This window comes from Methylomonas sp. 2BW1-5-20 (genome assembly GCF_052474515.1).
Window position 1 is genome coordinate 1519321 of sequence record NZ_CP184127.1, and the last position, 25125, is coordinate 1544445.

Sequence of the window (25125 nt, forward strand, 5' to 3'; positions counted from 1 at the left end):
CGAATAGTAGTTCACTTAACGAAATTGTCTATTATGCATTGAATCGTTTAACCCTGAGCTAGGCCTAAACGCCAAGATCAACTTGCCAGCCGGGGTTAATGGGAGACAAGGCGACAGTATTAGGCTGCTCTGCGCTTGAAATCAGGCTTAGTAAGGGAACCGCCGCTAAAATCGGCATACGTTCCGCCAAAGCCGTCCAGGCTTGCGGAAACGCCGTATCGCCATAATACGGCATGCCAATTTGCAGAAGGCTGTCAGCCGCCGCGCTTGCCGCAAATATCACGGCACAGGCAAATGCCGGATTGCCAGAGTCCGGAGCCAGATAGGCCGGCCAGGTTTCATCGTAGCACACCACCAATAACTCCCCGCCCTGACTAGACAACTGGCACCAAGCTTCCAACAAGGCCATGGCAAAGGTATCTTCTCCGGCCGCCAACGCGCTCGCGGGCTGGGTGCATTGTTGGGCGATGCTCCAATAACCGGCAGCAGTGTTTTGCACGGAATTGTGAAAAGCGGCGGGAGAAATCACCCCATCCGTTTTGACTAATTCGCTGCAAAGCTGATCGGTGGTCTTAATTTCGCCGGCGACGCTGGCAAATATCGACGGTAGCGCCGCTGGCGAACGTCCGGCTTGCTCGCAGGCAGCGGTCGCCGCGCTGAACGCCATTTGCATCGCCTGGCTGCTACGGCGGCGCAGCAGCGGCGGAATCGTCTCGCGATTAATATCGAAGGCCGGGAACGGCAGGCTGGCCCGAAATTCGGGGTCCGGCACGCAGGCGCCAAAACCAAGCAGACTCATGCGGTCCATCAAGCAGCCTCCAGCAGGACACTGGCATTGTTGCCGCCAAAGCCAAAGGCATTGCTCAATAAGAGTCTAGGGCCGATTGCCAGGTTCGGCGAGGCGACAACCGGGAACAGGCATTGCGGAGCAGCTTGCCGCAAGCCGCAAGTCCCAGGTAAGAATCCCCGCTCCAACGCCAGCAAACTGACTACAGTCTCCACCGCTCCGGCCGCGCCTAGGGTATGCCCCAGCAAACCTTTTACGCCGCTGCAGGGGGGAGGTTCTGGGAATAAACTCACTACTGCTTTGGCTTCGGATAGATCGTTAAGCGAACTGGCTGTCGCGTGCAGATTGATGTAATCGACCTCGCTAACATCACGTCCCGCCAGCCGTAGCGCCTGGGCCATGGCCACGGCGGCACCGACGCCGTCCGGGTGCGGGGCGCTCATATGGTGGGCATCGGAAGATTCGCCCACCGCCAATAACTTTGGCCGGCCGTTTTCGGCGCTTGGTTTTTCCAGCAATAGTAAAGCAGCACCTTCCCCAATGTTGATACCTTGGCGCTCGGCATCCATGGGCCGGCAGGCATCCGGCGCAATCAATTGCAAACTGTTGAACCCGCGCAGCGTCAAACGGCACAAACTATCCACGCCTGCCACCAAAACCGCATCGCAACAGCCGGTTGCAATCAGGCGCTGCCCAACCGCCAAAGCCTTGGCGCTGGAGGAGCAGGCTGTGGATATCGCGTAACACGGCCCCCGCAAGCCTAGCTCCCGCTGTAAAAATTCGCCCGTAGCCTGCGCCGTCTGCACTTGTAGAAAATGAAAGCTGTTAGGCATCACCCCATCCTGCCCAAGCCGGGTATAGGCGTTTTCCGAATCGTAAATACCCGATGTGCTGGTACCCAATATCAACCCCACACGTGCGGCGCCATACCTTACGATTGCTCGTTCGACATCGGCCCGAAAATCGCCTTGTTCCAAAGCTTTCAGCGCCAATCTGGAGTTGCGGCAATCGTAGGCTTTGAGACTGGGGCGAATTTTGGGTAAGGGCGAAGTCACCTCACCGACAACGGTTTCGAAAGAAATATCGAATAGCGTTAGCTGTTTCAGGCATGTGCGGTTGGCGATCAGGCTGGCATACAAGGCTTCCACACCGTCACCGCCCGCGCTGACGCACTGGTAGGCCTTAACGGCAACTGGAGATATCAGCGGGGAGATACTCATTAATTCTTCGGTTTACGGATCAATAAAGGACAGAGTAGAAAACCCAAGGTCACTCCCAAGCTTACCGAGAGCGCCAGAATTGGCAAGGTTGGCGTCTTGCCCAGCCCCAGGGCGCCGAAAGAGGCCAGGGTAGTGAGCGTGGAGGCCGCGATGGCATGATAAGTAACGTCGGCATCCTTGCCGCGATTGTCGATAAAAAATATGCCGTAATCCACGCATAGCGATACCGATAACAATAAGCCGATCACATGCAGGAAACTGACCTCCTCCCCCATCAATGCCCAGGTAGCGAAGATAAATAGAACCGAGGCGACGGACGGCAGCAAGGTGAGTAATACTTTACGCATATCGCGCTGTTGCAGCCAGATGAAAAATGCCATCACTCCGATCCCTACGCCCAGCATCACTAACGACCTGTCCCGATACTTGCCTGCTAAATGATCCAATTGGTCCTTTTGGCTGAAATAACGCGTACCTTCCAAGCCAGCCAAGCCGGCTATCAGTTTTTCGGGATCGTGTTCGCCCAGCCACAGCGACAAAATCACGCCACTTTGCCCTGCCAATATTTGCCCGGACAATATCTGTTTTACCGGCGAATCCATAACCTTGACGGGTCGCAATGGCTCGGGCATAGCGGGTAACAATGTGCCCAGTTTCTCCAGCGACAGGCCTGCCTTGGATAATCCAGCTTGCCAGGCTTGCTGAAACGCAGGTCCGACGCGGTCTGCGTAAACGCTGGCGTTTTCGGTTTGTAACTGTTCGGACACCAGCCACGGAAATAAGCCGTGATATTCGCTGACGACACCAGCTTGTTTCAGTGCCTTCAGGCGCCGCTCGGCAGCCTCGGAGCGGATTAGCGCAGTTTCCCAATCGTTGGCTTCTATGAACACAAAGCGGCCCGGCTCGATACTGGAGAAATGGGCGCGGACGGCCGCATCCTGTTTTTTCAATAAATCCATGTCCACCGCCAACTTCTGCATATCGTCCATCCAGCGTATTTGCGGCAGGGCAAACCCGGCTAAAAGCACGCAAGCAACAAACAGCCCCAGCAATACCTTTCGGTGACGATCGCAGAAATCCACCCAAGCGGCGATGCCGGGCAAATGCGCTGAGTGCAGCGTGGATTTGGTCAGCAGGGCCGGCAATACCCAGCGGGTCAGTCCCAAGGACCCGGCAATACTGGCCAACGCAAACACGGCGATTTGTTCGAAGCCGGGAAACCCAGTTAATCCCAAGGCCCCGTAACCGATGATAGTGGTCAAGCCGCCCATGGCCAGACTGGGCCACAACAACCGAACGGCTGCAAGCGGTGTATTGCGGTGTTTGGCGCAATGCACCATGACGTGAATCGGATAATCAGACGAGATGCCGATCAAGCTGGCACCCAGAGCCAACGTCAAACTGTGGACCTGCGGGAACACCAACGCGGTGGCCAAAGTACCGATTACAAAGGAAGCGCCCTGCACCATCATTACCCAGTGCAAGGCGGAAAACGAATGGAACAGGAATAAAAACACCAAGACCACGGCGAGGCTGGACACCGCCGAAACCAGGGTCACGTCCTGGCTGATCTCGCTTTGCGCGGCCACGCTGAACACCGGCACGCCGGCCATCGATAGCCGGAAAACGCTGCCGGCTTCTACGTTCAGGCTGTCGAAACTGGTGCGAATCGCCGCTTGCAGCCGGGTATGCGCTTCGGAATCCAGCGCCGCCGGCCGGCTTTGCAAGATTAACGCGCCGCCGCTACCGAGCTTGGCTTGCTGCTGGAATTGGCTCTGTAAATCCTTAAAGCCGTTTAGAGACAGTAGCAACGGATCCTGCTTGGCGATGGCTTTGACAAAACTGCCTTGCGGGGACAACAAGGCTTGTTTGAGCCCCTCGGCCTTGGCCGCCAATTTGGCCGCGTCTAACAGCTCCCGGCCGTCTGTTCCGGGGTTCAGGCTGAATATGCGGGCATGGTAAGGTGCGTAAGAGGCCACGGCGTCGATCCAGTCGCGGGGCGGCTGGTCGGCCGGCCATGCCAACTCCACATCATCCAGTTTGGAAAGTTGCTGAATCAGACGAGCGCTGAACACGGCAACGGCAATCGAGCTCTCCGGGGTATTGCTTGCGTCAACCGCAGGAACCGCTTTTTCGACTACCAGTAAATAGCGCCGCGATAGTTCGCCTGTTTTCAACAAGCCGGACAACAGCCGGGAATCCTCGTCGTCGGTCGCGGTAAAAAAAGCGTTCAGGTCGGTTTCTACGCGGATTTGCCAAACGGTGACCGCCAACAACAGCGGAAACAGCAGTACGAACCAGCGCTTTCTCCAAGCAAAAGACACGCCCTATTCTCCGCTGGCTTCCCGCAACAAACCGCGGATGGAGTATTCTTGTTGCTGGGCTTCGGTGGCTTTCTGCATCCGGTATTCGGTGGACTCGCCGTCGGCTTGTTTGATCAGGATGCGCCGCTGTTTGTCCTCGTCGTCGCCGGAAATTTCGATGGCCGGAATCAGATCGGCGTTCAATTCCGGTTTTGGCGTCATCCGCAAGCTCCATTGCTTGCCTTGCTTTTCGGCGGCAAGATCATAGCTTGTTTGTAATTCATCTGTGCGGCCTTGCAGAATGGAACGGAATGCCTTGATCTGCTCGCCCGCAGGACCTGCCGAATCCAGAGCCGCGCTGTGGCGTTGATTTTGTTGCGGATCCCAGTAATACATGCGCTGCTCGGCGATGGCCATGATTACCCGCGCCGGTTGCAACTGCAGCTTGACCAGACTGCCGTCGGCGCCGGACAGCATGTAACCTTGCCCGTGCCATGGCGACGCGGCCAGTTCCAGTATGCGAGTTTCCTCGTAACGAAATTGCGCTTGGCTATTTTGGCGAATGCGGGTCAACAATTCGCTCAATAAGGTTTCGTCGGCCCATCCCAGAGCAGGTAATAAAGCCAAGCACCAAAGCAGGCTGCGTTTAATGCTCATCCCTTGAATACCTTATGACCGTTCATGGCAATGCATTTAAAGGTCTCCAGCGCCGGCGGAATTTCCAGATCGGGAAAGCGCCGATGCCGGTAAAACCACTCGCCGGTTCCCAGCAAGCCCATCAAACCGTAAACCACCACACCGGTATACAGCGCCCACACGGTTTGTCCGGCGATAGCCGGCAGCAAGGCGCAGATCACGATATTGACGGCAAAGAACAGGGTCCAAACCCAGGTCAGCTCGCGGCAATATTCGGCAATACCGGGTACTAAATCGGGGAACTGCAAACGCACCAAGCGCTCGCAAAACGACGGCGGTGACCATAAGGTATGTCCAAATAAGACCGCCAGCCACAAATAGGCAAACGAAGGAACCAGCCAGATAAAATAGGCGTTGGCGAAATAGGCTCCGGCCAGCAGGACAAGCGCCAATATAAAACTACCCAAGCGCGCGACCGTACCGGTCGCCGTAATACCGCGCCACAGTGTCAGAACAGCGAATACCATCAGTTCAAAACTGGCAAAACCAAGGCCGGCCAGATAAGCGCTGAGGAAAGGGTAAGCGATAAGAATACAAGCAATGAGGATCGGCTTGATGACTTGACCCATGATTAACGGGTGCGGTTAGCGGCGACGAATTCTGCGAGTGAGCGGAGAGATAGAAAAATTTGGTTATTGCGTTCGTCGCCGGATGTGATCTTGATACCGAATTGGCGATCCAGCATCACGCCGATTTCCAGCGCATCGATTGAATCCAATCCCAGTCCGCCACCGAACAAAGCCGCATCCGGCGAAAGATCGTCGGGCACGATGTCCTCCAGGAGCAAGCCCTCGATAAGCATGGTTTTCAATTGGCGAATCAAGTCATCTGACATGGCTGTTTAAGTTCCATTAACAAACGCCGGATTCTACACAAATTCCCGAAGCGGTTCAAAAACACTTGGATTGCGGCGCGGGGAATGCCAAAATTGGCCGAAACCCGAATCATCAGCCATTCCAATCCCGACAGACAGATACGTGCGTCCCTTCCTGGCCTTCAAGATCCTGCTATTCACCCTAATCGTTCCCGGTACGGTGTTATGTTATTTGCCTTACTGGCTGCTTTCCGATCCGAACGGCGACCTGCAACCGGCCAACTTGGCCTGGGCGCTGCCAGCCGGCGTCTGTCTGATCCTCGGTCTAGCGATTTATTTGCATTGCGCCTGGGCCTTCGCCGTCGAGGGCCTGGGTACCCCGGCACCTATCGATCCGCCGAAGAAGCTAGTGGTTACCGGGCTGTATCGCCGGACTCGAAATCCAATGTTTCAGGGCGTATTGCTACTATTGTTGGCTGAATGTTTACTGTATACCGATCCGGCCCTATTAATTTATGCCGGCTCGATAGCGCTGCTTTTTCATGTTGCCGTGGTTTTTCATGAAGAACCCGGCCTTGCCAGCCGTTTTGGCGTGTCCTACAGTACGTATTGCCGTAAAGTCCCACGCTGGGGCTTTGCCTTACAGGCTTTTTCCTCGGACTCCGAGTAAACGCCCGGAAACCTTTGCCTGCTTCCAAACTCAATATAATTTGCACCCACACCCAACCAACATCGATACCATGAAGGAAAAACTCAAAAGCTTCATCTTTGCCGAACTTATCTATCATGAAGACCCAGCCTCGTTCGGCGACGACGATAACCTGTTGGACGCGGGCCTCGACAGCATGGGCATCATGCGCCTGATCATGTTCGCCGAAAAGGAATTCGGGGTGACGCTACCGGACACGGAAATCGAACCGGATAATGTCGGCAGCCTGAGTTCTTTAGAAAGCTGGATCCGCCGCAGCGGTTATGCCGGATGACGGATTCCGCGGCACAGCTCTTCAATCCCGGCGATTATTTTACCTACGTACTTGATCAGGAAATTCGCAACGCCGGCATGCCCGGCGGCTATTGCGGTTTTGGGTTGCAATTGGCTGAAACACCCGACTTATCGAATTTGCAACAGCGCTTGGATCTACTGGTGGAACGCTTTCCGCAAGCATCAGCCGTCATCCAGCCTCGTGGCAAGCGCTTCGCTTGGGTAGCCACCGGCCGCCCTATCCCGCTGGAACTCCACGAATGTCAGCCGGGTGCGGATGAAGCGGACGAATCGCAACGCTTATTACTGGATATTTTCAATCGGCCGGAGTCCCGTCCGCTGACGGTGCACTGGATAGCCGGCACAGACGGCGGCACTTTACTACTGATCTGGTTGCATCCTCTGCTAGATGCGCGCGGTTGCAAGATATTGCTGGATTTCCTGTCTTCGGATCGCCCGGAAAGCTTCAAGGAATCGCCATCGTTGATCGAAGCCAAATTGGCGCAGTGGAGCTTCTGGAAAAAACTACAGTTATTTTTCAAAGCTAAACGCCACAACACCGTAGCCAATAGCCTTGACAGTTGCTTGCCAACCCAAGTTGAACAGGGACCGCAGACCCTGCGTTTGAAAGTACAGCGTTTCGACGCAGATCAGTCTCAGCGCATTGCCAAACTGGCGCATCAAAGTACCGGCCTGAGCGGTCGCACGCTGTATTATCTCGGCTGCTTCATGCGGGCGATGGAACTAGTCGGCCCGCCCGCCGCAAAAGACGGTTATTGCATCCCTTACGCGTTTAACCTGCGGCGGCAGAACGCACCGACACCGGTGTTTGGCAACCATATTGGCTGTCTGTTCGCCCGCGCCACCCGCGATCAAGTTCGAGACAAAACAGGCTTATTCGCGCATCTGCTGAACGAACATAAACAAGTGGTACGCGATGAATTGGATCTGGCCTATTTGCCATTGATGTGGCTGGGCCAATGGCTGACTCCGGACAAATACGCAAAAGTCCTACGCAAACAACACAGCGGCGGCGAATTGAGCTCACTGTGGTTTTCCGATATCGGCGAACTGTCCTGGGGCAAGAAAGGCTTTCTCGGCGTGCCGGTCACCAATCTATCCCTGATGTGCTGGATGACTTTGCCGCCGGGTTTGGCATTATTGGCTAGCCAACTCGACGGTAAGCTGGTTTTGTCCTATAGCTACTTATCGCCGGCGGTAGACGAAGCCTGGCTGGATGCGGTGATTGCCAGGATGAACTCTGAGTTGTTGGAAACCCATGAAAACTGAACGACGAACATCGCCGTTGAGCTAAAACTGTAGGTGCAAACTCATTCGCACTGTCGGCTACAAATCGAATAAATGCGACCCTAAAGGTTATGCCTACTTTACTTAACGGCATTAGGGCATTATCGTTCCGACGCTTCGCGTAACGACCATTAAGTTAAGGCAAAGCCCCTTCTCCCCGCAGGAGAAGGTAGGGATGAGGGAATTAAAAAAGCGTTTTCCTTATTTATCTATCTTACCCAACCCTCGCCTTTACGCCCCATGGGTATTGAGGAGAGGAAACCATCCGTAGGCCATTATTTTTAGCTCATGCTGCTGACACCTTTTCTACACCAATGCCAACATCAACCCGACGCGCAGGCCTTGCAAGAGCAAAATCGACGAGTCAGTTATCGGCATATGCTGCAACAGGCGCAATCCATCGCCGCTGCTTTACAAGCCAAGGGCATCCAATCCGGCCAGCCGGTAGCGATTTATCTCAATCGCGGCATAGACGCAGCCATCGCGCTGTTCGGCGTCCTGCTGAGCGGAACTTGCTATGTGCCGCTCGACCTAAAAAACCCAATCGCCAGACTGAGCTTTATCGTCGCCGATGCCAAGGTTCACGCGATATTGGGATCGGGTTCAACGCCTGATTGGCTGGATGAAAGTTTGTGGCTAGACATCACCAGCTGTAGCGAAGCCATTCCAACACCGATCGAAATCCCCGCCGAATCGCTGGCCGCGATTTTGTACACCTCCGGTTCCACCGGCCAACCGCGCGGCGTGGCGCTCAGCCACCGCGCGATTTTGGCATTTACAACCTGGGCCGCCGGCTTGCTGGCTTTAACGCCGGCCGACCGTATCGCCAGCAGCGCACCGTTCTTCTTCGACCTATCGACCTTCGACCTGTATGCTGTGTTGGGCGCCGGCGCCAGCCTGCATTTCGTGCCAGCCGGTGTGACCATGGCCCCTGCCCGCTTGAGCGCCTGGCTGAGCGAGCAGGCTATCACGGGCTGGTACACCGTGCCTTCGCTGCTGGCTTTCCTGACCTATAAAGGCAACCTGGCGCAAACCCCACTAGCTGCGTTGCGCTTTTTAATCTTCGCCGGCGAAGTGTTTCCCACCCCGGCCCTGATCGATCTGGCCGCCAGTTTGCCGCAGACGGCCCTTTACAATTTCTTCGGTCCCACCGAAACCAATGTCTGCTGTTACTGGCCGGTCGTGCGCGAGCGCTTGGTCGCCGAGCAATCCATCCCCATCGGCCTGCCCGCCGCTGGTTGCGAACTGCATATCGATACAGAAACCGGAGAGTTATGGGTACGCGGCCCAACGCTAGCCAGTGGTTACTGGCACGACGGCCGTGTGCAGTCTTTTCTAAACGCCCAGGACTGGTATGCCACAGGCGACCGCACCAGCCTGGAGCAAAACGAATACCGCTTCCATGGCCGCCTGGGGCGAATGCTGAAATGTTCCGGCTATCGAGTAGAGCCGGCGGAAATCGAGGCAGTCGTGAATGCCATCGTCGGTGTAAAAGGCTGCGCCGTGATCGGCATAGACGACCCCACCGCCGGCCAGCGCCCGGCGCTAGCAGTGGTTTTGGAAGCGGACATGACCATCGGTGTGATTCGCAAAACGCTCAGCCGCCAATTACCGGCATACATGCAGCCGAGTCGTTATTTGGTTTTGGAGGAGTTGCCGCGATTGGCTAATGAGAAGTTGGATTTTCAGCGAATACGGGTTTTGACGGAAGCTATAGGATGAAACAAGAGTCAGGTGATAGCCAGAAATATGATTCATTGATTGGATACAGTCAATCAGAGACGGTATACAGAAATTTTAAATAACGTGTTATTTTTCCCTTAGGTAAGCGAGAGATCCCATGCTCAAACACTATTTAGAAGAAATTTCCGCTCTGGAATTTTCGGAGCGAGATGCTTGCATTCGACAAGCTGTCACTAGAGAGAAAAGCGCGATGAATGCCCGAGGCTTGCTGCACTCTTCAATGACACTTCAAGCCCTGGCTAATTTCTTTTGCGCAGAATTTGAGTTGCGATGTGATTTTCTAAAAGAATTTGTCGTTTCCCACAGTAGCTTGTGCAAGGAACAGGACACGGTCACAAGTGCTAAGACGTTATTTCAGACGAAGTCGTTTGAACAAAGAGATGAGTTAAAGGCCGCGTACATGGAAGCGGTGAAATCAATTATTGAGTCACTTATAAGCGATTTCCCGAGACAAATAGAACAAGGGCTAATCGCAGGGTTTGAGAGACGGATTAAGAAAAACAACATGTATGTCGAGGTCGCTTATCAGATGTTGGAGCAGGCCAAGCACGTAAAGGGCCCTATCTTCCACCTAAAGCCGAATTTCCACGGCATTGGAGTTGACGTAGATGAACTGTGGAAGCGGTGCGTCAAATATAAGTAGTCAGAAAAAAGCATTCCTATTGGGAACGCCTCCTCGGATGCTCCTGCGTCCAAAACAAATCCAATGGGCCGAAGCCGTTACGTCATCACTGAACCTGAGCAAGCGCATTTCATGACCTTTACAGTCGTAGAATGGTTGCCGGTGTACCATGCCGGATACCGTGCAAATTCTGCTCGACTGCTGGCAATTTCAACCGCAACAGGTCGGTTTGAAACTGTATGGTTACGTGATTCTGGAAAACCATCTGCATTTTATCGATCAGAGTACTGCGCTGGATAAATGTTTTGCCAGCTTTAAAGCCTTTGCCGCGCGGCGGATCATCAATCATTTGCAGGAAAACAAGTAGAACATTTGCTGAAGAGATTGCGGTTTGCTAAATGCGCACACAAGCATGATCGGGAGTTTCAGTTTTGGCAGGAAGGTGTGCATGCGGAGCTGATTCTTAGCGAAACGATGATGCGCGACAAGTTGGATTATATTCATGCCAATCTAGTAAAGCGGGGTTATGTGAATTTACCCGAGCATCGGCGTTACTCCAGTGCGTCTAATTATGCCGAACAAGGTGGCTATTGATATTGATGTATGGTAGTCGGGACGCTGGAGCGTCTGAGGCTGCATTCCCACGCTGGAGCGTGGGAACGATACAATACAACGCAACTTCATTGAGTTTGCCCACATCCTAAACCATGACTATAGCCACTGACTTTTCCGGCATCCCTGCTTACGTAGGCCCACCGAACGAAGCCGAAATCTACTCTCGCTTGCGCGCCGTTGCCGACCTGGGTGTATTCCGCCATACCCTGCCCGAAGCCATCGGCGGTTTCGGCGACAACTTCGCCGCGTTGGTCAAAACCCATCGCCGCCTTGGTGAAGCCTGCCGCGACCCCGGCTTGATGCTGGCGATCAACGCCCATTTGTGGGGCTCGGTTTTTCCTATCCTGTTGTACGGCAACGAGGCGCAAAAAGAAAAATTTCTGCCGCCTTTGTTAAGCGGTCAATGGCTGGGCGGTCATGCTATCACCGAACCGACGTGCGGCTCCGACGTGCAAGCGATGATCACTCACGCCGAGCAAACTGGTGATGGTTATGTATTGAGCGGCGAAAAGCGTTACATCAGCAATGTGCCGTTGGCCGACTGGTTAGTGATTTACGCCAAGCTTGACGGCAAAATTTCCGCGTTCCTGGTTTCCCGCGACGATGACGGTTGCAATTTCAACAACCAGGGTTCGTTGGCTGCTTGTAGAGGCAGCGCCACCGGTAGCGTAATTTTGAATGACTGCCGGCTTGGCCCTGATCGCCTGCTGGGAAAGATTGGCGCCGGTACGCAAATGATCCAGAAGGCGCTGGAATACGAACGCGCCTTTGTCTTTGCCGGCATCGCCGGAATCATGGACTGGCAATTGGCTGAAGTGGTTCGTTACAGCCGGGAACGGCGCTCAGGCGGCGTGCATTTGGGTAAGCATCAGGCCATTAGTCATAGAATCGCCGACATGAAGCTGCGGCTGGATACCATAGCTTTATGGTTGGGAGAATGCGCGCGGCTGTGCGACGCCGGGCAACGGCTGACGCTGGCGTCGGCGCAAACGAAACTCTATGCGGCCGAGGCCTTTTTGCAATCCAGTCTGGATGCGTTGCAGATCATGGGCGCGACCGGCTTGGAATCCGAGAGCGTGATGGCCGAACTGGTACAGGACGCGGTGGCCTGGCTGTTTTCCGGCAGCTCGGAAGTGCAGAAGAATTTGATCGCCGCCCTGCTTGGCACCGGCGACGCTTACCGGCTTAACCCTCAACCCCATTCATGATGAATTTTTCCGCTTACCGCAACTGGCAGCCGACACCGTTGATGAAGGCTTCGTTTTTGCTGACGATAGCCACACTAGCAGCGATTGCTATCCATCCTGCCATCTGGCCCTGGGCTTTGGCTGTTGTCGTTGCCGACCACTTGTTACTAACCTTTGCCGGACTCTGGCCGCGCTGTTCCTGGGTGGGATCGAACTGGACTTCGTTGCCGCCAGCAGCTACAGAGCGCGGAGAAATCGCCATCACCATTGACGATGGCCCCGATCCTGAAATTACACCCGCCGTGCTTGATGTGCTGGATCGATACGGTGCCAAAGCCACGTTTTTCTGTATCGCCGATAAAGCCCAGCGCTACCCGGCACTGTGCCGAGACATCGTCAGGCGGGGGCATGCGGTGGAAAATCACAGCATGCACCATCAATACCATTTACCGTTTCTATTGCTCGGCGGTTGGATGGCCGAACTTAACGCAGCGCAAGATGCTCTGACTAAGGTAACCGGTATCCGCCCCCGGTTTTTCCGGCCGCCGGTTGGCTTGCGTAATCCTTTGCTGGACCCGGTACTCAGCCGGTTAAATCTGCAATTGGCGAGCTGGACCCGGCGCGGTTTCGATACGGTGGAGCGCAATCCGCAAGTCGTATTGGCAAAACTATTGAAAGATTTAAAGGCGGGGGACATTTTGTTATTGCACGACAGTAATGTCGCCCATTCAAGCACCGGCCAGCCGGTGATTCTGGAAGTCTTGCCGCCCTTGCTGGATGCCATCGCTACCGCAAAATTACGTACGGTCACGCTGGGTGAAAGTTTGGATCGCTGCCGACAAACATCCTGTTAATTTAATGCATTTATTTGCGGAGATTTAAACCATGAAAAAATACCTTCCCATGACCGCATTGATGTGTTTTTTAAGCGGTTGTAGCTTTCAAGCGCCGGACTATTTGCAAGTAATAGCCGCACCCGAGTTAAACCAACTGTTACAAAACCAGGATATTTTTTTGGTGGATGTACATGTGCCCGAACAACCGCACATCAAAGGCACGGACGCATTCATTCCCTACAACGACGTCGAGAAATACCTGGACAAGCTGCCCAAGGATAAATCCACCCCGATTTATTTGTACTGCGAAGGCGGGCCAATGGGCAATGCCGCAGCCAAAACGCTGCATGCATTGGGTTACGAACATTTAAGTAATCTGGAAGGGGGCACCAAAGCCTGGAAAAAAGCGGGTTTTGGGTTTGAATAAGATTTGAGCTAGTTGCTTGTGCGATCGCAAAAACCGGCGAATACTCCGCCGGTTCATAGCCGCATCAAAACGATCGGGGTTCATTCGACAATACTGTCTACCTTGCCGTTTTTGAATTTCACCACAAAGCGGTTGAACAGGTTGGACCAATAAGTCCAGTCGTTGCCGTCCAACGAAGGCGTCACATGTTGCGGCGGGTAACCGATGGCCGCCAGCACGGATTTTTTACTCATATCTTTCTTAACTTGCCCCGCCAGGATGCTTTCGCGTTCGGCGGTGGTAAATTGATTGAGATCAACTTTGCTGGTGCCGGCGATTTTACTGAAAGCAATCGGCATATCGTCCTTGGTAAATTTCTGCACGTTTTCGATCGTAATCACTTGACCGCTAGATTCGATCCTGAGTACCGCCTCGTCGGTGTTCAGAGACAGTAACGCCACAGGTGTATTGATCGGAATCAATTGGCCTTTACGATAATTGGTGGTGCGAAAGCGGTTCTGCTCCTGGAACAGACTGAACTGCGTATAGTAAACCTGAGCGGGTTGGACTGCCGCAGCCGCGCCTTCGCCGGGTTTAAGCTCTTTTTTACACCCAACCGTCAGCACAGCCAGACACAACAGCAGCAAAATGTAGTTTTTTCTGAACATCACCAAAATCCCTCGAGCAAAAGGTTAAGAAAATGCCGGCGCCCGCCTAAAAAAGCGCCGGGAAGAAACATCAAATAGTACTGCGGGGAAAATCCTAAAAACAAGTAACCTTAACAGGCGCCGAATCGCTAGCGCCAGAGTTTGGTTATTGCGCTTCGATTTTAATCCCGAGTTTTTCCAAAAACACAGGCGGCGAAGCAAAGCACATTTCGCGGCTAACCGCATCAACGGCGGCCTGGATGGTATGCCCCTTGGCCAAGACTTCGCCGGTTTCGGCATCCGCGACCAGGTATTTAATCTTCATACGGTATTCCCACTCCACCAACTCCGCAGATACCAGAATGCGTTGCTCAAACTGGGCGGGGCGCACATAACGCAATTGCAAATCCACAATCGGCCAAACGTAGCCGGTTTCTTTCATGGTCATATAACCGTAGCCGATTTTGTCCAGCATCGCGCAGCGGGCAATCTCGATGTATTTGCAATAGTGCCCGTGCCAGGCGATGTTCAACAGATCGATGTCATGAAAAGGCACGGTCAATTCCACTTCGGCGCGCAGCATATTACTTGTCCTCGACAGCTATCCGGTTAGTATCCGCTGCAGCAGTCTTGCCCCAATACGGGTAAAAATTAAACCATTGTAGCGGCGCTACCCGACAATATGCTTCCAGTCGTTCGGCATATTGTCGCGCCAGGGTTTTCAGCATGTACTGCCTGTTTGACTCGCCGCGCGGGATGCGGATAGCTTTGGCAAATAGTTCCAGATGGATTTTGAACTGCCCGTTCACCGGAAAGCAAAACAAGGTATATACCGGACAACGCAGCAGCGAGGCCAGCAGATAGGGGCCTTGCGGAAATTCGGCGTCCTCTCCCAGAAAGCTGGCCGACACCGTACGGCCACCTTGCACCGGCACCCGGTCGCCGACCATCACCAAAAACTCGCCGCGCTCGATCTTTTCCTGCAAGGTAATCGCAATCGCCGGACTTAACTCGGTCACTTGAATCAGTTGAATGGTGGCGCTGCCGCGACTGCCGAGCAAACGATTGAACTTCTCGGCGTGCTTGGTATGCACCAAGATATTCAGATGGATGTGGCCGCGCATCGTGGCGATGGCCTGGCAGATTTCCAGATTGCCGATGTGGCCGGACAGCAGCATGGCGCCGCGTTTTTGTTCGATCAAACCCAGCAGCAGTTGACGATTGGGAAAGTCCACTTGTTCCGGCGTGATATTGCCGGTCCAAACCACAATTTTATCCAGCAAGGTTTCACCAAAGCTGAGGAAATGCCGGTAACTTTGCCAAAGCCCGCTGCTTAAATCCAAGTCCGGGTAATGCCGGGTCAGGTGACGCAAATAGTCAAGTGATGCCTCACGGGCAATCCGACCGGCGAGAAAGTAGTAACTCACCACAGGTCGCAAAAATAGACGAAATACCCAACGGCCGAATAGCCGATATACCCACACCAAAGCCTGTATTCCCCAAAGCAGGCTGTTTTCCTCGACAGCGGCCCAATGACGGGTGGCGATGTTCGAGGGTTTCATTGAAAATGCCTCAGCAACAGGCTTGGCCAGCGTAACAACATGCCGAAAAACAAGCGCGCATGGGTTCGACTGATGAGCAGATTATCCTCCCAGGCCCGGAAATGCGATAAACCGTCGAGCGGATAACGAACCTGAGTGGGAATGGAAATGACTGCCACGCCTTGCCAATAAAGCCTAACCAAAATCTCGGTATCGAAGCCCATGCGATTTTCCATGGCAAGGCTTTGAATCAACTTTGCGCAAGACGCCAGAGGGTAAACCCGGTAGCCGCACATCGAGTCCGGGATGGCGAATGATAAGGTGTTGATATGCACCCAGACATGGGTCAGGTAGCGGGCGTAATAGCGCAGTTTAGGAATCGATGCGTCGAATAGTGCGCGGCCGATGACAACTGCTGCCGGTGCCTGCCGGGCTGCGCTTAAAAATTTATCCAGATCGTTTAAATCGTGCTGGCCGTCGGCATCGATTTGCAGCGCATGCGAATAACCCAGGGCTTGAGCAGCCAGAATCCCGGCCTTGACCGCCGCCCCCTTCCCCTGGTTTATATCCAGCCTGATACCTTGCACCCAGGCATATTGTTCGGCTAAGCCGCGAATAACCTCGGCGCAGGACGCATCGCTACCATCGTCCACCAACAGACAAGGTAATTGATACACAGCCAAACGCTCAACAATGCCGGGGAGCGGCTTTCCGTGGTTATAAACCGGAATCAGGATACAAGGATTAAACAAGGCCGTCATGAAAGTAGATTCTACCCGAGCTGTATTCGCAGGCAGCCGAACGGTAACAAAAATTGAGTTTGCCGGCCTGCCGCGAATATTGCAACTCCAACTCCAGCTCTTGCCCAGGCAACAACAACTCTTTAAATTTCACCGATTCCATATGACTGAAGATCCAGGTTAACCCCAGATAATGCCTGGCATAATGTACTGCCCATTGGATTTGCACGACGCCGGGGACCACCGAAATTTCATCGAAATGACCGTTGAAATAGGTTAGATCCTTGGGAATACGTAGCGCCAGCACCACGTCGTCGGCCTGAACTTGTTCGACTAGCATCTCCGGAAATAAAACGACCGGTTCGTTTCCTTGCATTACTGTATTCAAAAGCTGGCCTTCACTTTGCGGCGGATCGCCATTTCTCCCGCCATCAACAAACCCATTAGCACATAAGAGATGCAACCATTGTAAAGACTCCACAACCAGCGGTCGCCATGCCAAATAGTCAGCAGAGAAATTACCGCGTTGCCTAGAAAAAAACCGCTCCACACCAGCGTCACTTTCCGGGTATACAGTACGCCATGGGCGGGCAGATCCGGAAATTCCAGCCTAGCCAGCCGTTCCACCACCGTCGGCGGATGAATCAAACTGAACGAAAACACCGCAAAAAACAGCAGACTGACGAACACCGGATAAGCCAGTAACCAGCCGGCATCGTTAACCAATGCACCAATCAACAAAAATAGCGCGCAAGCCAATATCAATCGAGATTCTGCTTCGCCACCGGATTTGCCATGCTTTTGCAGCCAGTAGCGCAGCAAAAACAATCCGGCTAGTCCCAAGGCCATGGAGCGCGGCTGAAAATAATCGGCGGTAAACCAAATCAAAAAGGGGTAGCTGACGGTCAGCGCCCCAATAATTACATTAAGGATGGTTGGCTGCTGGGCGCCTTTAGGTTTGAGGCAGACACTTCCGTCGGGATTTTCCTGCCGTTCGGCCGGAACCCGGTTGTTGAGAAAGTCCTTAAACATCCAGCCTATTCAGCGCTGATCCGATATACGGTATCGACCACATCCTGAATGGTACGGGCGTTTTTGAAATCTTCGGGATTGATGCGCTTGCCGGTAATCTCGCGCAACCTGACCATTAAATCTACGGCATCTATGCTGTCGATATCCAAATCCTGCCGCAAATTAGCCTCCAAAGTGATGTCCTCGGGCGCTAACTCGAACATTTCCGACATCAATTGTCTTAAGGTGGCGAATACGTCTTCTTGGGTCTTCATACGGGTTTTGTTTCCTATTGCGACACGCTAAAACCGAGCAGGGTTTGTTCCGAAGCAAATGCTTAACATGTACCATCGAACGCGTATCGGTCGATATTTTATTTTCTGCGGAGCCACGCCAAATTCAAAAGCGTCTCTGCCATCTGTGCGAATAAATTACTACGCCAGGTATGGATTATACCCTGGGTTACAGCAGATAGCTTACGCCGAAATCATGAAGTATCGTCCAAACGCCAATGCCAGATAGCCCTATCCTGCCGACAAGAGCCGCTTCGCTGGCCGGCTATGACCGCTTGAATAAGTTTAGGCAGCCCATTTTCCGGCAACGCCGGGCCGTTTGCCGGCTCGCGTGTTAGTCGCAATTGCCGCCCCGTTCCGCCGGCCCTGGTTAGCGTCATCGCCAAAGCCCAGGTGGTTTGGCTGCCGGGTAGATAGGCTTGGTAAATTTTTGGCAAAGGCTGTTCATAGCAGACGACTAAAACCTGAGGCGCATCCAACAACATGCCGCCAGCTTCCGAAAAGACTGAAAACAACCCTTCCGTGCCGCCGGCGAAGGCCAAATAAGGCAGATAACTTGAGCTATGGAAACTGGACAAGCCGGCGATGGCGTTATGCACACACTGACTAAACCGGCTAGGCGAAACATGCTCGCCCTCGGCCAAACCTTCCAACATCTCGAAATAATACTGGCTTTCGCCGTGGGTCGAGAAAAATACCGAGGGCATGTCGCCGTTTTCGCTGCGACAGTGCCAGGCTACAGCACAGGCCGCCCTGGCTAAAGGCGACAGTCGGCGCCGTTGCATTGCCGGTAAAAATCCGACATCGGCATTACCCTGGTTATACGGCAATATTTCACCGTCCGGCCAGCTATTCGTATCGAGATACGGCGCCGATTGCCAGAAGCACCAATGTTTCAGCGTAAAAACCAGGCTGCTTTGCAAACCAGTCGCGTCCATGCTGTCGGTCAACTCAGGTATCCCAGCGCTGGAAAACCAAGGAGGTGTTAATACCGCCGAATGCAAAATTATTGCTGACTATATATTTAGCATTAATGTTGCGGCCGTCGCCGGTCAGATAATCCAGCTCAGCGCAACGCGGGTCGGGATTGTGCAGATTTAGGTTAGGGTGAAACCAACCATCCCGCATCATCTGAATCGCCACCATGGCTTCCAAGGCCCCGCAAGCACCCAAGGTATGGCCGGTGAAACTTTTCAAACTGCTAATCGGGATGTTGCCGCCAAACACTGCCGCAGTAGCTTGGCTTTCGGCAATATCGCCTTGTTCGGTGGCGGTGCCGTGCGCGCTGATATAAGCAATTTGCTCGGGTTCAAGCTGTGCGTCCTGCAATGCCAGACGCATAACCACTTGCATGGTGTCCGCGTTGGGTTGGGTGGCGTGGACGCCGTCGGCATTGGTGGCAAAACCGCCTATCTCGGCGTAGATCCTTGCACCGCGCGCCAAAGCCCGTTCCCGCTCCTCCAATACCAGGGTGCAGGCACCCTCGCCTATCACCAAACCGTCGCGGTCGCGATCGAAAGGCCTGGGGGTCAGCTCAGGCTCTGTGTTGCGGGTACTAGTGGCATACAGCGCATCGAACAGCGCGGCTTCGGTGGGACAAAGCTCCTCCGCGCCGCCGGCCAGCATCACATCCTGCAAACCGAATTTGATAGCCTCGTAGGCGTAACCTATGCCCTGGCTACCGGAGGTACAAGCACTGACGGAGGGGATGACCCGGCCGCGCACCTGGAAAAACAATGCCACGTTGGCGCAGGTGGTATGGCCCATCATCTTCAAATAGGTAGTGGCATTGAGATTGCCGATGTCGTGATTAATCAGCATTCTGCCGAAATCGGCGATAGCCGGCGTCGATCCTACCGACGAGCCGTAGGCCACACCGGTGCGGCCGCTGCTGATCACCGGATCGCCCAACAAACCGGCATCTATCATGGCCAATTCGGTAGCTCGGGTCGCTAATAAAGAAACACGCCCCATGCTGCGAGTGTTTTTACGGGTGTAATGCGCCGGCAGTGTGAAGTTTTCCACCGGCCCGGCCAGGCGGGTCAGCAGGCCGTTATAAATTTCCCATTCCGGAATGTAACGGATGCCGGATTGCTTTGCCAGAAGTCTGCCGCGTATTTCCTCCCAATCGTTGCCGATGGGCGAAAAGCCGGCCATACCGGTAACGACCACACGTCGTGTCAACACAAACCTCCGTTCACGGAAATTACTTGGCGGGTAATGTAGCCGGCATCTTCCGACATTAGAAACGCCACCAATGCGGCGACTTCTTCCGGCGCACCTAAACGCTTGGCAGGCACAGCTGCAAGTGCATCTTCAAGGGGCAATCCCTCCAGCATCTCGGTTTCTATTAAACCAGGGGCCACGCAATTGACGGTGATTTTGCGTTTTGCCAACTCGACCGCCAGGGCTTTAGTCGCACCGATGATACCAGCCTTGGCCGCGCTGTAATTGACTTGACCACGATTGCCGACCAAACCGGAAACGGAAGACAGGGTCACGATACGCCCCGGCTTACGCCGCTGTATCATCGGCATTACCAGCGGATAAAGAACGTTGTAAAAGCCATCCAGATTACTGCGCAACACTTGGTCCCAATCGTCTCCGCTCAGCGCCGGAAAGGCATTGTCTCGTGATAGCCCGGCATTACAGACCACACCGTAATAAGCGCCATTTTCCAGGATGTCGGCTTCCAAACTGTCTTTAGCTGCGCTGCGGTCGGCTAAATCAAAACTCAGCACGCGAGCTTGGCGGCCCATCTCGATAATTTGGTCTTGTACTTGCGTTGCCTCATCCAGCCGGCTGCGGCAATGGACGACAATATCGTAGCCCTCGCGAGCAAGGCGCAAGGCAATGGCTTTGCCGATGCCTCGGCTGGATCCCGTCACCAGGATGGTTGGTTGGCTCATATTCCTTTTCCGGCGAGAAATTTTTTTGAATCCTGTGGCAGCAGCACATTTAACTTCGAGCTAGCATTGATATTTGGCCCCGCTATCGTGCAGTCGAACACCGACATATCGTTGGCCGCTTCGATAATCTTTTCTGCCCTCACGGTTAGCTTCGTGCCGCAAGTGAAACTACCGACCGAGCACTCGAAGTAACGGGTACCCAATAAAAACCCCAAACCAATCGCTTCGCCCCGGCACTTGCGGTGATACCCTGAGTACGCCGCAATGGCCTGCGCCATATATTCCAATCCCACCCAGGCCGGCACGTTATTTTCAGCACTGGAAAACAGGCCGTCGTCGCGGACATTGAGTTCGGCGACAATATGGCTGTCACCGACTTCCAGCACCCTATCCAGAAGCACCATACGCCCGGACTGAGGTACTAGGGTTTCGATGGGGTAAGGAAAAACTGTTGAGCTGTCAGGGATGTCCAATGAGCAAGGACACATTGTTTCCGCCGAATGAAAAAGAGTTGCTGAGGCAGTATTGTAGCGGCTTTGGCAATTGGTTTTCCAGCCCGACCAAATTCAGCCGCACCATATCGGGATCAGGCTCGCCATCCCACAGATGCGGCGGCAAACGAATTTCTTGAGGTAAATCAGACAGTAGCAACCAGCACAAACCTGCTTCGAGCGCACCGGCCGCCCCCAAGCAATGGCCGGTAGACGGCTTGCTGGAACTGCAAAGCGTCTCGCTACCGAACAACTGCCCGACCGCCCGATTTTCCATCGCATCGTTTTGCCAGGTTGCCGTGCCGTGCAGGTTGATGTAATCGATTTGCTCAGGCTTTAGCCTCGCGTCGTCCAGCGCGGCCTGCATCGCCAGTGACGCGCAACTGCCGTCGGGGCGAGGCGCGGAAATATGATAAGCATCGGCACTGGCGCCGACGCCCAGCAAGGCAATGTCGCCCGGCTCGCGGGTCATCAGAAATAAAGCCGCACCTTCGCCTATCGTGGTGCCGTCGCGATTCTTACTGAACGGATTGCAAGTCGTTTTGCTGAGAGCTCCCAACGCAAAAAAACCTTCCAGCGTGGTGCGGCATAAACTGTCGGCACCGCCCACCACGACTGCATCGCAGATACCCAAGCGTAACAAGCGCCGTGCCGAGGCCAAGGCATTGGCACTGGACGAGCAGGTCGTGGAGACCGTATAGGCTGGGCCGCGAATAGTCAGACAAGCCGCTAAAAATTCCGTCGCACCACCCAGTTCCTGCTGCTTGTAGTGATAGTTGCTTGGCATGTTCCCGGTTTCCCGCAACACCTGCACTGCGGCTTCACCCTCGGCTATCCCGGAGGTGCTGGTACCGACCACTATGCCGACCCGATCCGCGCCGTAACGGGCTATGGCTGTGCCGACCGATGACTCGATCTGATTTAGCGCCGACAGTAACAAACGGTTGTTACGACAATCGTATTGTTTAAGGCTATTCGGAATGGCCGGTAGCTCGGTTGGCACGCCGAATGCGGGAATTGCCGAATCCAGCCAATCCGGCGGGATCGGGATCGGCTGCGCAGAGCGCCCGGCAAGCCATCCGGCTAAAATATCAGTCTTGCTGTCGCCCAGGTCGCAGACCATGCCTAAATCATGTAAATACAAAAACTACACCAATCAGTCGGTCGGATAGGTTGCCAAGATGGCCTCGATTTTGTTGGCGGAACGCTGCGTCATCGGATTTTCTTCGTCCCAGGCATAGCCGGCCAGGATCGAAGAGATCATGGCCTTGATACTGGCCAACTTGTTTTCTTCGAAGATGATTTTTTGGAAGCGGCCATCGTACCAAGCCTCCACATAGGCCCGAAACACCTCTATGCCCTTGCGCAAGGCCCGCTCGTATTCGACGGCCCAGTTCACCGACTCACCGCGCAATTGCCGGTCGACCAAAGGTACGGCCAGAGAAGCAGATTTCATCGCAATCGTCACACCCGACGAAAATACCGGATCCAGAAATTCGCCGGCATTGCCGAGCAAGGCAAATCCCTGACCGTACAGTTGCGTAACGTTGGCCGAATAGCCGCCGATGGTATTAGCCGGGGTATCGAAACGGGCGTCCGCCAACAGCTCAGCGAGCCGAGGTTCCTCGAACGCAATTTCTTTCAGCACCTCCAATAGCTCACCGCTACGCTCGTCCAGGAAGCCGGCGGGCGTGACCACCCCCAAAGAACATCTGCCGTTGCTGAACGGAATCAGCCAATACCAAATCTCGTGAAATTTAGGATGAATCGCGATCAGAATCTTATTGCGGTCGTAATCCGCGACCGTAATCCTATCCTCGATGTGAGTAAACAGCGCCCGGCGCGGCAACAACGAAGAAGGCGTTTCCAGATCCAATAAGCGCGGCAATACCCGGCCAAAACCACTGGCATCCAACACCATTGCAGCGGTCCAGTCTTTGCGGACGCCATTGGCATCGACGCTGGTCAGGCGGGCTTGTCCTGGATCGCTGAAATCGGCGGCCAGGATGGTTTGTTGATAATGGATAGGCACGCCGGCTGCTTCGGCGCAGTCGGCCAATACCTTATCGAAATGCGCTCGCGGCACTTGAAAAGTGGTGCCCCAGCCTGGGCTAAATTTCTGGGTAAAATCGAATTCGGTCAGTTTGCCGGCCCTGGAAAACGCCGCGCCGTTTTTGAACTGAAAGCCTTCCGCCGTCACAGCCGGCAACATATCGGCGTCTTCCATAAAGGCCATGCACTGCGGCAGCAGGCTTTCGCCAATCGAGAAGCGCGGGAACTGTTCTTTTTCCAAAATCACCACTTGGTGGCCGAGTTGTTTCAGCATCTTGGCAGCCAGGCTGCCGGAGGGGCCGGCCCCGATAATCAATACATCCGCATCCATTTACTTACCAACCCTCTTATCCGGTTAAAATACGCCCAGCACAAAATTCAGAAACAACGGCAATGCCGTCAAGTTAAATTGGAGTATTCCTTCTCCCTCTGTACTCGAGGGTATAAAGGAGAAGGTTAGGCTGAGGGAATCAAGAGAAGGCAAGCCTTTTTTATTCTCCTCACCCCAACCCTCTCCAGCAGGAGAGGGAGCTTTTACGACAATCTCTAGCAAGATAGGGAGTTAACTTAGCGGTATTACCCCCAATAAAATCCCATTCGATGCAGGAAACCCGCAAATCTCCCGCCCCACAAAAACCAATGGATTCGACCGACACAGTCCCGTTTGCTCTCTACAACGGCCAGCTGGTAAGCCGTGGCAATTTATGGACGGATGTGACTGCCATAGCCGCGCAATTGCCGGACCGCCCCTATCTGTTTAATTTATGCGAAAACCGTTACCTGTTTTGCATCTGCCTGTTGGCCGCGGCGGCGCGCGGACAGATTTGTTTGCTGCCGCCCGCCGGGCAAATGGCGGTAATCCTGGAAATTCTCCAAGATTATCCCGGTGCGTATATCGCCCGAGAACACGCTCCGCAGCAAGCGGGTTTGGATTGGTTCGAAGTCGCCGCGCCGAATTCTAAAACCACCGCATCCCCACCCGATTTCGGCTGGCAGCGCAGTGCAGTAATCGCCTTCACCTCAGGCAGCACCGGCAAACCCAAGCCCTGCCACCATAGCCTAAATACTTTCAAAACATCCGCCGAGATGGCGGTAAGCAGTCTGGGATTAGCAGAGCAGCAACTGTTGATGCTGTCCACCACCCCGCCGCAACACATGTACGGTCTGGAAACCTCGGTGTTTTGGCCGCTGTTTTCCCGGTTGGTGTTACACGATGGCCGGCCGTTTTTTGCCGAAGACATTCGCCAAACCATTAAAACCGCGCCGTGGCCCACGCTACTGGCTTCCACGCCCACCCATTTGCGTTCCTTGATCAAAGCCGAAGCCTCTTGGGACAATCTGGCTGGCATCATTTCCGCCACGGACACTCTATCCGAAAAGCTGGCCGGCGAAGCCGCGGCAATTTTAGGGCAATCCCCGCGCGAAATCTATGGCAGCACCGAAACCCTGTCATTTGCCAGCCGCGAAATCTTACGCGAAAACCTGTGGCGGCCTTACTCGGGTTGCCGTTTGATTCAAGATACAAGCGGGAAGACACGACTGGAATCTCAGCATTTGCCAAAAGCGGTACCGCTGCAAGACAGCTTGCAAATCGAAGCAGACGGCCGCTTCGCGGTATTGGGCCGAGATCAGGATATGGTGAAAATCGGTGGCAAGCGCGCCTCCTTGACCGAACTGAACCGGCGCTTGAATGACATCGACGGCGTGGAAGATGGCTTTTGTTATGTCCAGGACAATGGCCGATTGGCGGCTGTCGTGGTCAGTCAACTAAACAGCCAGGCCATTCGGCTGGGCTTACAGCCCTATGTGGACGAGGTGTTTCTGCCCCGAAAAATTCACTTCGTTACTGCGGTTCCGCGCAATGAGACGGGCAAATTGGTGAAAGTTGAGCTGGAAAAACTGTTGGCGATTTTGGTTTGATA

30 protein-coding genes are annotated in these 25125 nt (G+C 54.2%); 11 read left to right on the plus strand and 19 right to left on the minus strand.

Translation table 11 applies throughout. The features are described 5' to 3' along the window. Positions 1-64: 64 nt before the first annotated feature. Genes ACH50O_RS06960 through ACH50O_RS06985 form a run of 6 tightly spaced genes read right to left on the minus strand, consistent with a single transcriptional unit; the run spans position 65 to position 5841 of the window. Positions 65-808 carry a beta-ketoacyl synthase chain length factor gene (locus tag ACH50O_RS06960; protein WP_446811294.1) on the minus strand — a complete coding sequence of 248 codons (744 nt, stop codon included), beginning with the start codon at positions 806-808 and terminating at the stop codon, positions 65-67. Then, positions 808-2007, minus strand: coding sequence for a beta-ketoacyl-ACP synthase (locus ACH50O_RS06965; RefSeq protein WP_446811295.1), 1200 nt, complete (start codon positions 2005-2007; stop codon positions 808-810). Before ACH50O_RS06965 ends, ACH50O_RS06960 begins: the two co-directional genes overlap by 1 nt. Next, positions 2007-4331, minus strand: coding sequence for an MMPL family transporter (locus tag ACH50O_RS06970; RefSeq protein WP_446811296.1), 2325 nt, complete (start codon positions 4329-4331; stop codon positions 2007-2009). Before ACH50O_RS06970 ends, ACH50O_RS06965 begins: the two co-directional genes overlap by 1 nt. Positions 4332-4334: 3 nt before the next feature. After that, positions 4335-4967: a LolA family protein gene (locus tag ACH50O_RS06975; RefSeq protein ID WP_446811297.1), complete on the minus strand. Its 633-nt coding sequence runs from the start codon at positions 4965-4967 to the stop codon at positions 4335-4337. Continuing rightward, on the minus strand, positions 4964-5575 hold the full coding sequence (locus ACH50O_RS06980; RefSeq protein WP_446811298.1) for a hypothetical protein: 612 nt from the start codon (positions 5573-5575) through the stop codon (positions 4964-4966). The genes ACH50O_RS06975 and ACH50O_RS06980 overlap by 4 nt, the downstream gene beginning before the upstream one ends. A 2-nt stretch (positions 5576-5577) precedes the next feature. Beyond that, the gene (locus tag ACH50O_RS06985) at positions 5578-5841 is read right to left on the minus strand and encodes a phosphopantetheine-binding protein (RefSeq protein ID WP_446811299.1); all 264 of its coding nucleotides are present in this window, start codon (positions 5839-5841) and stop codon (positions 5578-5580) included. A 142-nt stretch (positions 5842-5983) separates the two neighbouring features. On the opposite strand from ACH50O_RS06985, the gene ACH50O_RS06990 reads away from it, so the two are divergent. From ACH50O_RS06990 to ACH50O_RS07035, 10 genes are all read left to right on the plus strand, one after another. Then, complete coding sequence (locus tag ACH50O_RS06990; RefSeq protein ID WP_446811300.1) at positions 5984-6490, plus strand: methyltransferase family protein; 507 nt, start codon at positions 5984-5986, stop codon at positions 6488-6490. A 70-nt stretch (positions 6491-6560) separates the two neighbouring features. Beyond that, on the plus strand, positions 6561-6803 hold the full coding sequence (locus ACH50O_RS06995; protein ID WP_446811301.1) for a phosphopantetheine-binding protein: 243 nt from the start codon (positions 6561-6563) through the stop codon (positions 6801-6803). Continuing rightward, positions 6800-8092 carry a hypothetical protein gene (locus tag ACH50O_RS07000; protein ID WP_446811302.1) on the plus strand — a complete coding sequence of 431 codons (1293 nt, stop codon included), beginning with the start codon at positions 6800-6802 and terminating at the stop codon, positions 8090-8092. Before ACH50O_RS06995 ends, ACH50O_RS07000 begins: the two co-directional genes overlap by 4 nt. A gap of 306 nt (positions 8093-8398) precedes the next feature. Then, complete coding sequence (locus ACH50O_RS07005; protein WP_446811303.1) at positions 8399-9832, plus strand: AMP-binding protein; 1434 nt, start codon at positions 8399-8401, stop codon at positions 9830-9832. Positions 9833-9950: 118 nt separating this feature from the next. After that, positions 9951-10496 (plus strand): hypothetical protein, encoded by a 546-nt coding sequence (locus ACH50O_RS07010; protein ID WP_446811304.1) that lies wholly within the window; start codon positions 9951-9953, stop codon positions 10494-10496. 148 nt (positions 10497-10644) lie between these two features. Then, positions 10645-10842, plus strand: coding sequence for a hypothetical protein (locus tag ACH50O_RS07015; protein WP_446811305.1), 198 nt, complete (start codon positions 10645-10647; stop codon positions 10840-10842). A 5-nt stretch (positions 10843-10847) separates the two neighbouring features. After that, positions 10848-11069 carry a hypothetical protein gene (locus ACH50O_RS07020; RefSeq protein WP_446811306.1) on the plus strand — a complete coding sequence of 74 codons (222 nt, stop codon included), beginning with the start codon at positions 10848-10850 and terminating at the stop codon, positions 11067-11069. 113 nt (positions 11070-11182) lie between these two features. Further along, entirely contained in the window at positions 11183-12298 is a 1116-nt protein-coding gene (locus ACH50O_RS07025; RefSeq protein ID WP_446811307.1) for an acyl-CoA dehydrogenase family protein, read from the plus strand. Continuing rightward, positions 12295-13131, plus strand: coding sequence for a polysaccharide deacetylase family protein (locus ACH50O_RS07030; protein WP_446811308.1), 837 nt, complete (start codon positions 12295-12297; stop codon positions 13129-13131). The genes ACH50O_RS07025 and ACH50O_RS07030 overlap by 4 nt, the downstream gene beginning before the upstream one ends. Positions 13132-13162: 31 nt before the next feature. Continuing rightward, positions 13163-13540: a rhodanese-like domain-containing protein gene (locus tag ACH50O_RS07035; protein ID WP_446811309.1), complete on the plus strand. Its 378-nt coding sequence runs from the start codon at positions 13163-13165 to the stop codon at positions 13538-13540. 80 nt (positions 13541-13620) lie between these two features. Here the strand turns inward: ACH50O_RS07035 and ACH50O_RS07040 are convergent, their stop codons facing one another. The 13 genes from ACH50O_RS07040 to ACH50O_RS07100 all read right to left on the minus strand — a co-directional run bounded on the left by ACH50O_RS07040 (position 13621) and on the right by ACH50O_RS07100 (position 23534). Beyond that, the gene (locus ACH50O_RS07040) at positions 13621-14187 is read right to left on the minus strand and encodes a hypothetical protein (protein ID WP_446811310.1); all 567 of its coding nucleotides are present in this window, start codon (positions 14185-14187) and stop codon (positions 13621-13623) included. Between the two features lie 145 nt (positions 14188-14332). Beyond that, a complete protein-coding gene (locus ACH50O_RS07045; RefSeq protein WP_446811311.1) occupies positions 14333-14749 on the minus strand; it encodes an acyl-CoA thioesterase in 417 nt (138 codons plus the stop codon). 1 nt (position 14750) lies between these two features. Next, complete coding sequence (locus tag ACH50O_RS07050) at positions 14751-15728, minus strand: LpxL/LpxP family acyltransferase (protein WP_446811312.1); 978 nt, start codon at positions 15726-15728, stop codon at positions 14751-14753. Beyond that, complete coding sequence (locus ACH50O_RS07055; protein ID WP_446811313.1) at positions 15725-16468, minus strand: glycosyltransferase family 2 protein; 744 nt, start codon at positions 16466-16468, stop codon at positions 15725-15727. The genes ACH50O_RS07050 and ACH50O_RS07055 overlap by 4 nt, the downstream gene beginning before the upstream one ends. After that, positions 16452-16823, minus strand: coding sequence for an ApeI family dehydratase (locus tag ACH50O_RS07060; protein WP_446811314.1), 372 nt, complete (start codon positions 16821-16823; stop codon positions 16452-16454). Before ACH50O_RS07060 ends, ACH50O_RS07055 begins: the two co-directional genes overlap by 17 nt. Positions 16824-16831: 8 nt before the next feature. Next, on the minus strand, positions 16832-17479 hold the full coding sequence (locus ACH50O_RS07065) for a hypothetical protein (protein WP_446811315.1): 648 nt from the start codon (positions 17477-17479) through the stop codon (positions 16832-16834). A gap of 5 nt (positions 17480-17484) precedes the next feature. Then, on the minus strand, positions 17485-17733 hold the full coding sequence (locus ACH50O_RS07070) for an acyl carrier protein (RefSeq protein WP_036279649.1): 249 nt from the start codon (positions 17731-17733) through the stop codon (positions 17485-17487). Positions 17734-17945: 212 nt separating this feature from the next. Beyond that, positions 17946-18701 (minus strand): beta-ketoacyl synthase chain length factor, encoded by a 756-nt coding sequence (locus tag ACH50O_RS07075; RefSeq protein ID WP_446811316.1) that lies wholly within the window; start codon positions 18699-18701, stop codon positions 17946-17948. Between the two features lies 1 nt (position 18702). Next, positions 18703-19938: a beta-ketoacyl-ACP synthase gene (locus tag ACH50O_RS07080; protein WP_446811317.1), complete on the minus strand. Its 1236-nt coding sequence runs from the start codon at positions 19936-19938 to the stop codon at positions 18703-18705. Beyond that, positions 19932-20660 carry a 3-oxoacyl-ACP reductase FabG gene (gene fabG, locus ACH50O_RS07085; RefSeq protein WP_446811318.1) on the minus strand — a complete coding sequence of 243 codons (729 nt, stop codon included), beginning with the start codon at positions 20658-20660 and terminating at the stop codon, positions 19932-19934. The genes ACH50O_RS07080 and fabG overlap by 7 nt, the downstream gene beginning before the upstream one ends. Beyond that, a complete protein-coding gene (locus ACH50O_RS07090) occupies positions 20657-21064 on the minus strand; it encodes an ApeP family dehydratase (protein ID WP_446811319.1) in 408 nt (135 codons plus the stop codon). The genes fabG and ACH50O_RS07090 overlap by 4 nt, the downstream gene beginning before the upstream one ends. A 55-nt stretch (positions 21065-21119) precedes the next feature. Further along, complete coding sequence (locus ACH50O_RS07095; protein ID WP_446811320.1) at positions 21120-22295, minus strand: beta-ketoacyl-[acyl-carrier-protein] synthase family protein; 1176 nt, start codon at positions 22293-22295, stop codon at positions 21120-21122. 12 nt (positions 22296-22307) lie between these two features. Then, positions 22308-23534, minus strand: coding sequence for an NAD(P)/FAD-dependent oxidoreductase (locus ACH50O_RS07100; protein WP_446811321.1), 1227 nt, complete (start codon positions 23532-23534; stop codon positions 22308-22310). Between the two features lie 308 nt (positions 23535-23842). Between ACH50O_RS07100 and ACH50O_RS07105 the strand changes: the two genes are divergently transcribed. Next, positions 23843-25123 (plus strand): AMP-binding protein, encoded by a 1281-nt coding sequence (locus ACH50O_RS07105; protein WP_446811322.1) that lies wholly within the window; start codon positions 23843-23845, stop codon positions 25121-25123. Positions 25124-25125: the final 2 nt, after the last annotated feature.

Bases quoted from the DNA above. Each gene is read 5' to 3' on its own strand.
- ACH50O_RS06980 (WP_446811298.1), bottom strand. From the start codon at position 5,575: ATGGGTCAAGTCATCAAGCCGATCCTCATTGCTTGTATTCTTATCGCT.
- ACH50O_RS07105 (WP_446811322.1), top strand. From the start codon at position 23,843: ATGGATTCGACCGACACAGTCCCGTTTGCTCTCTACAACGGCCAGCTG.
- ACH50O_RS07055 (WP_446811313.1), bottom strand. From the start codon at position 16,468: ATGACGGCCTTGTTTAATCCTTGTATCCTGATTCCGGTTTATAACCAC.
- ACH50O_RS06965 (WP_446811295.1), bottom strand. From the start codon at position 2,007: ATGAGTATCTCCCCGCTGATATCTCCAGTTGCCGTTAAGGCCTACCAG.
- ACH50O_RS06995 (WP_446811301.1), top strand. From the start codon at position 6,561: ATGAAGGAAAAACTCAAAAGCTTCATCTTTGCCGAACTTATCTATCAT.
- ACH50O_RS06985 (WP_446811299.1), bottom strand. From the start codon at position 5,841: ATGTCAGATGACTTGATTCGCCAATTGAAAACCATGCTTATCGAGGGC.
- ACH50O_RS07065 (WP_446811315.1), bottom strand. From the start codon at position 17,479: ATGTTTAAGGACTTTCTCAACAACCGGGTTCCGGCCGAACGGCAGGAA.
- ACH50O_RS07030 (WP_446811308.1), top strand. From the start codon at position 12,295: ATGATGAATTTTTCCGCTTACCGCAACTGGCAGCCGACACCGTTGATG.
- ACH50O_RS07070 (WP_036279649.1), bottom strand. From the start codon at position 17,733: ATGAAGACCCAAGAAGACGTATTCGCCACCTTAAGACAATTGATGTCG.
- ACH50O_RS07100 (WP_446811321.1), bottom strand. From the start codon at position 23,534: ATGGATGCGGATGTATTGATTATCGGGGCCGGCCCCTCCGGCAGCCTG.
- ACH50O_RS07060 (WP_446811314.1), bottom strand. From the start codon at position 16,823: ATGCAAGGAAACGAACCGGTCGTTTTATTTCCGGAGATGCTAGTCGAA.
- ACH50O_RS07090 (WP_446811319.1), bottom strand. From the start codon at position 21,064: ATGGTGCTTCTGGATAGGGTGCTGGAAGTCGGTGACAGCCATATTGTC.
- ACH50O_RS07050 (WP_446811312.1), bottom strand. From the start codon at position 15,728: ATGAAACCCTCGAACATCGCCACCCGTCATTGGGCCGCTGTCGAGGAA.
- ACH50O_RS07035 (WP_446811309.1), top strand. From the start codon at position 13,163: ATGAAAAAATACCTTCCCATGACCGCATTGATGTGTTTTTTAAGCGGT.
- ACH50O_RS06960 (WP_446811294.1), bottom strand. From the start codon at position 808: ATGGACCGCATGAGTCTGCTTGGTTTTGGCGCCTGCGTGCCGGACCCC.
- ACH50O_RS06975 (WP_446811297.1), bottom strand. From the start codon at position 4,967: ATGAGCATTAAACGCAGCCTGCTTTGGTGCTTGGCTTTATTACCTGCT.
- fabG (WP_446811318.1), bottom strand. From the start codon at position 20,660: ATGAGCCAACCAACCATCCTGGTGACGGGATCCAGCCGAGGCATCGGC.
- ACH50O_RS07015 (WP_446811305.1), top strand. From the start codon at position 10,645: ATGCCGGATACCGTGCAAATTCTGCTCGACTGCTGGCAATTTCAACCG.
- ACH50O_RS07010 (WP_446811304.1), top strand. From the start codon at position 9,951: ATGCTCAAACACTATTTAGAAGAAATTTCCGCTCTGGAATTTTCGGAG.
- ACH50O_RS07045 (WP_446811311.1), bottom strand. From the start codon at position 14,749: ATGCTGCGCGCCGAAGTGGAATTGACCGTGCCTTTTCATGACATCGAT.
- ACH50O_RS07040 (WP_446811310.1), bottom strand. From the start codon at position 14,187: ATGTTCAGAAAAAACTACATTTTGCTGCTGTTGTGTCTGGCTGTGCTG.
- ACH50O_RS07000 (WP_446811302.1), top strand. From the start codon at position 6,800: ATGACGGATTCCGCGGCACAGCTCTTCAATCCCGGCGATTATTTTACC.
- ACH50O_RS07025 (WP_446811307.1), top strand. From the start codon at position 11,183: ATGACTATAGCCACTGACTTTTCCGGCATCCCTGCTTACGTAGGCCCA.
- ACH50O_RS07005 (WP_446811303.1), top strand. From the start codon at position 8,399: ATGCTGCTGACACCTTTTCTACACCAATGCCAACATCAACCCGACGCG.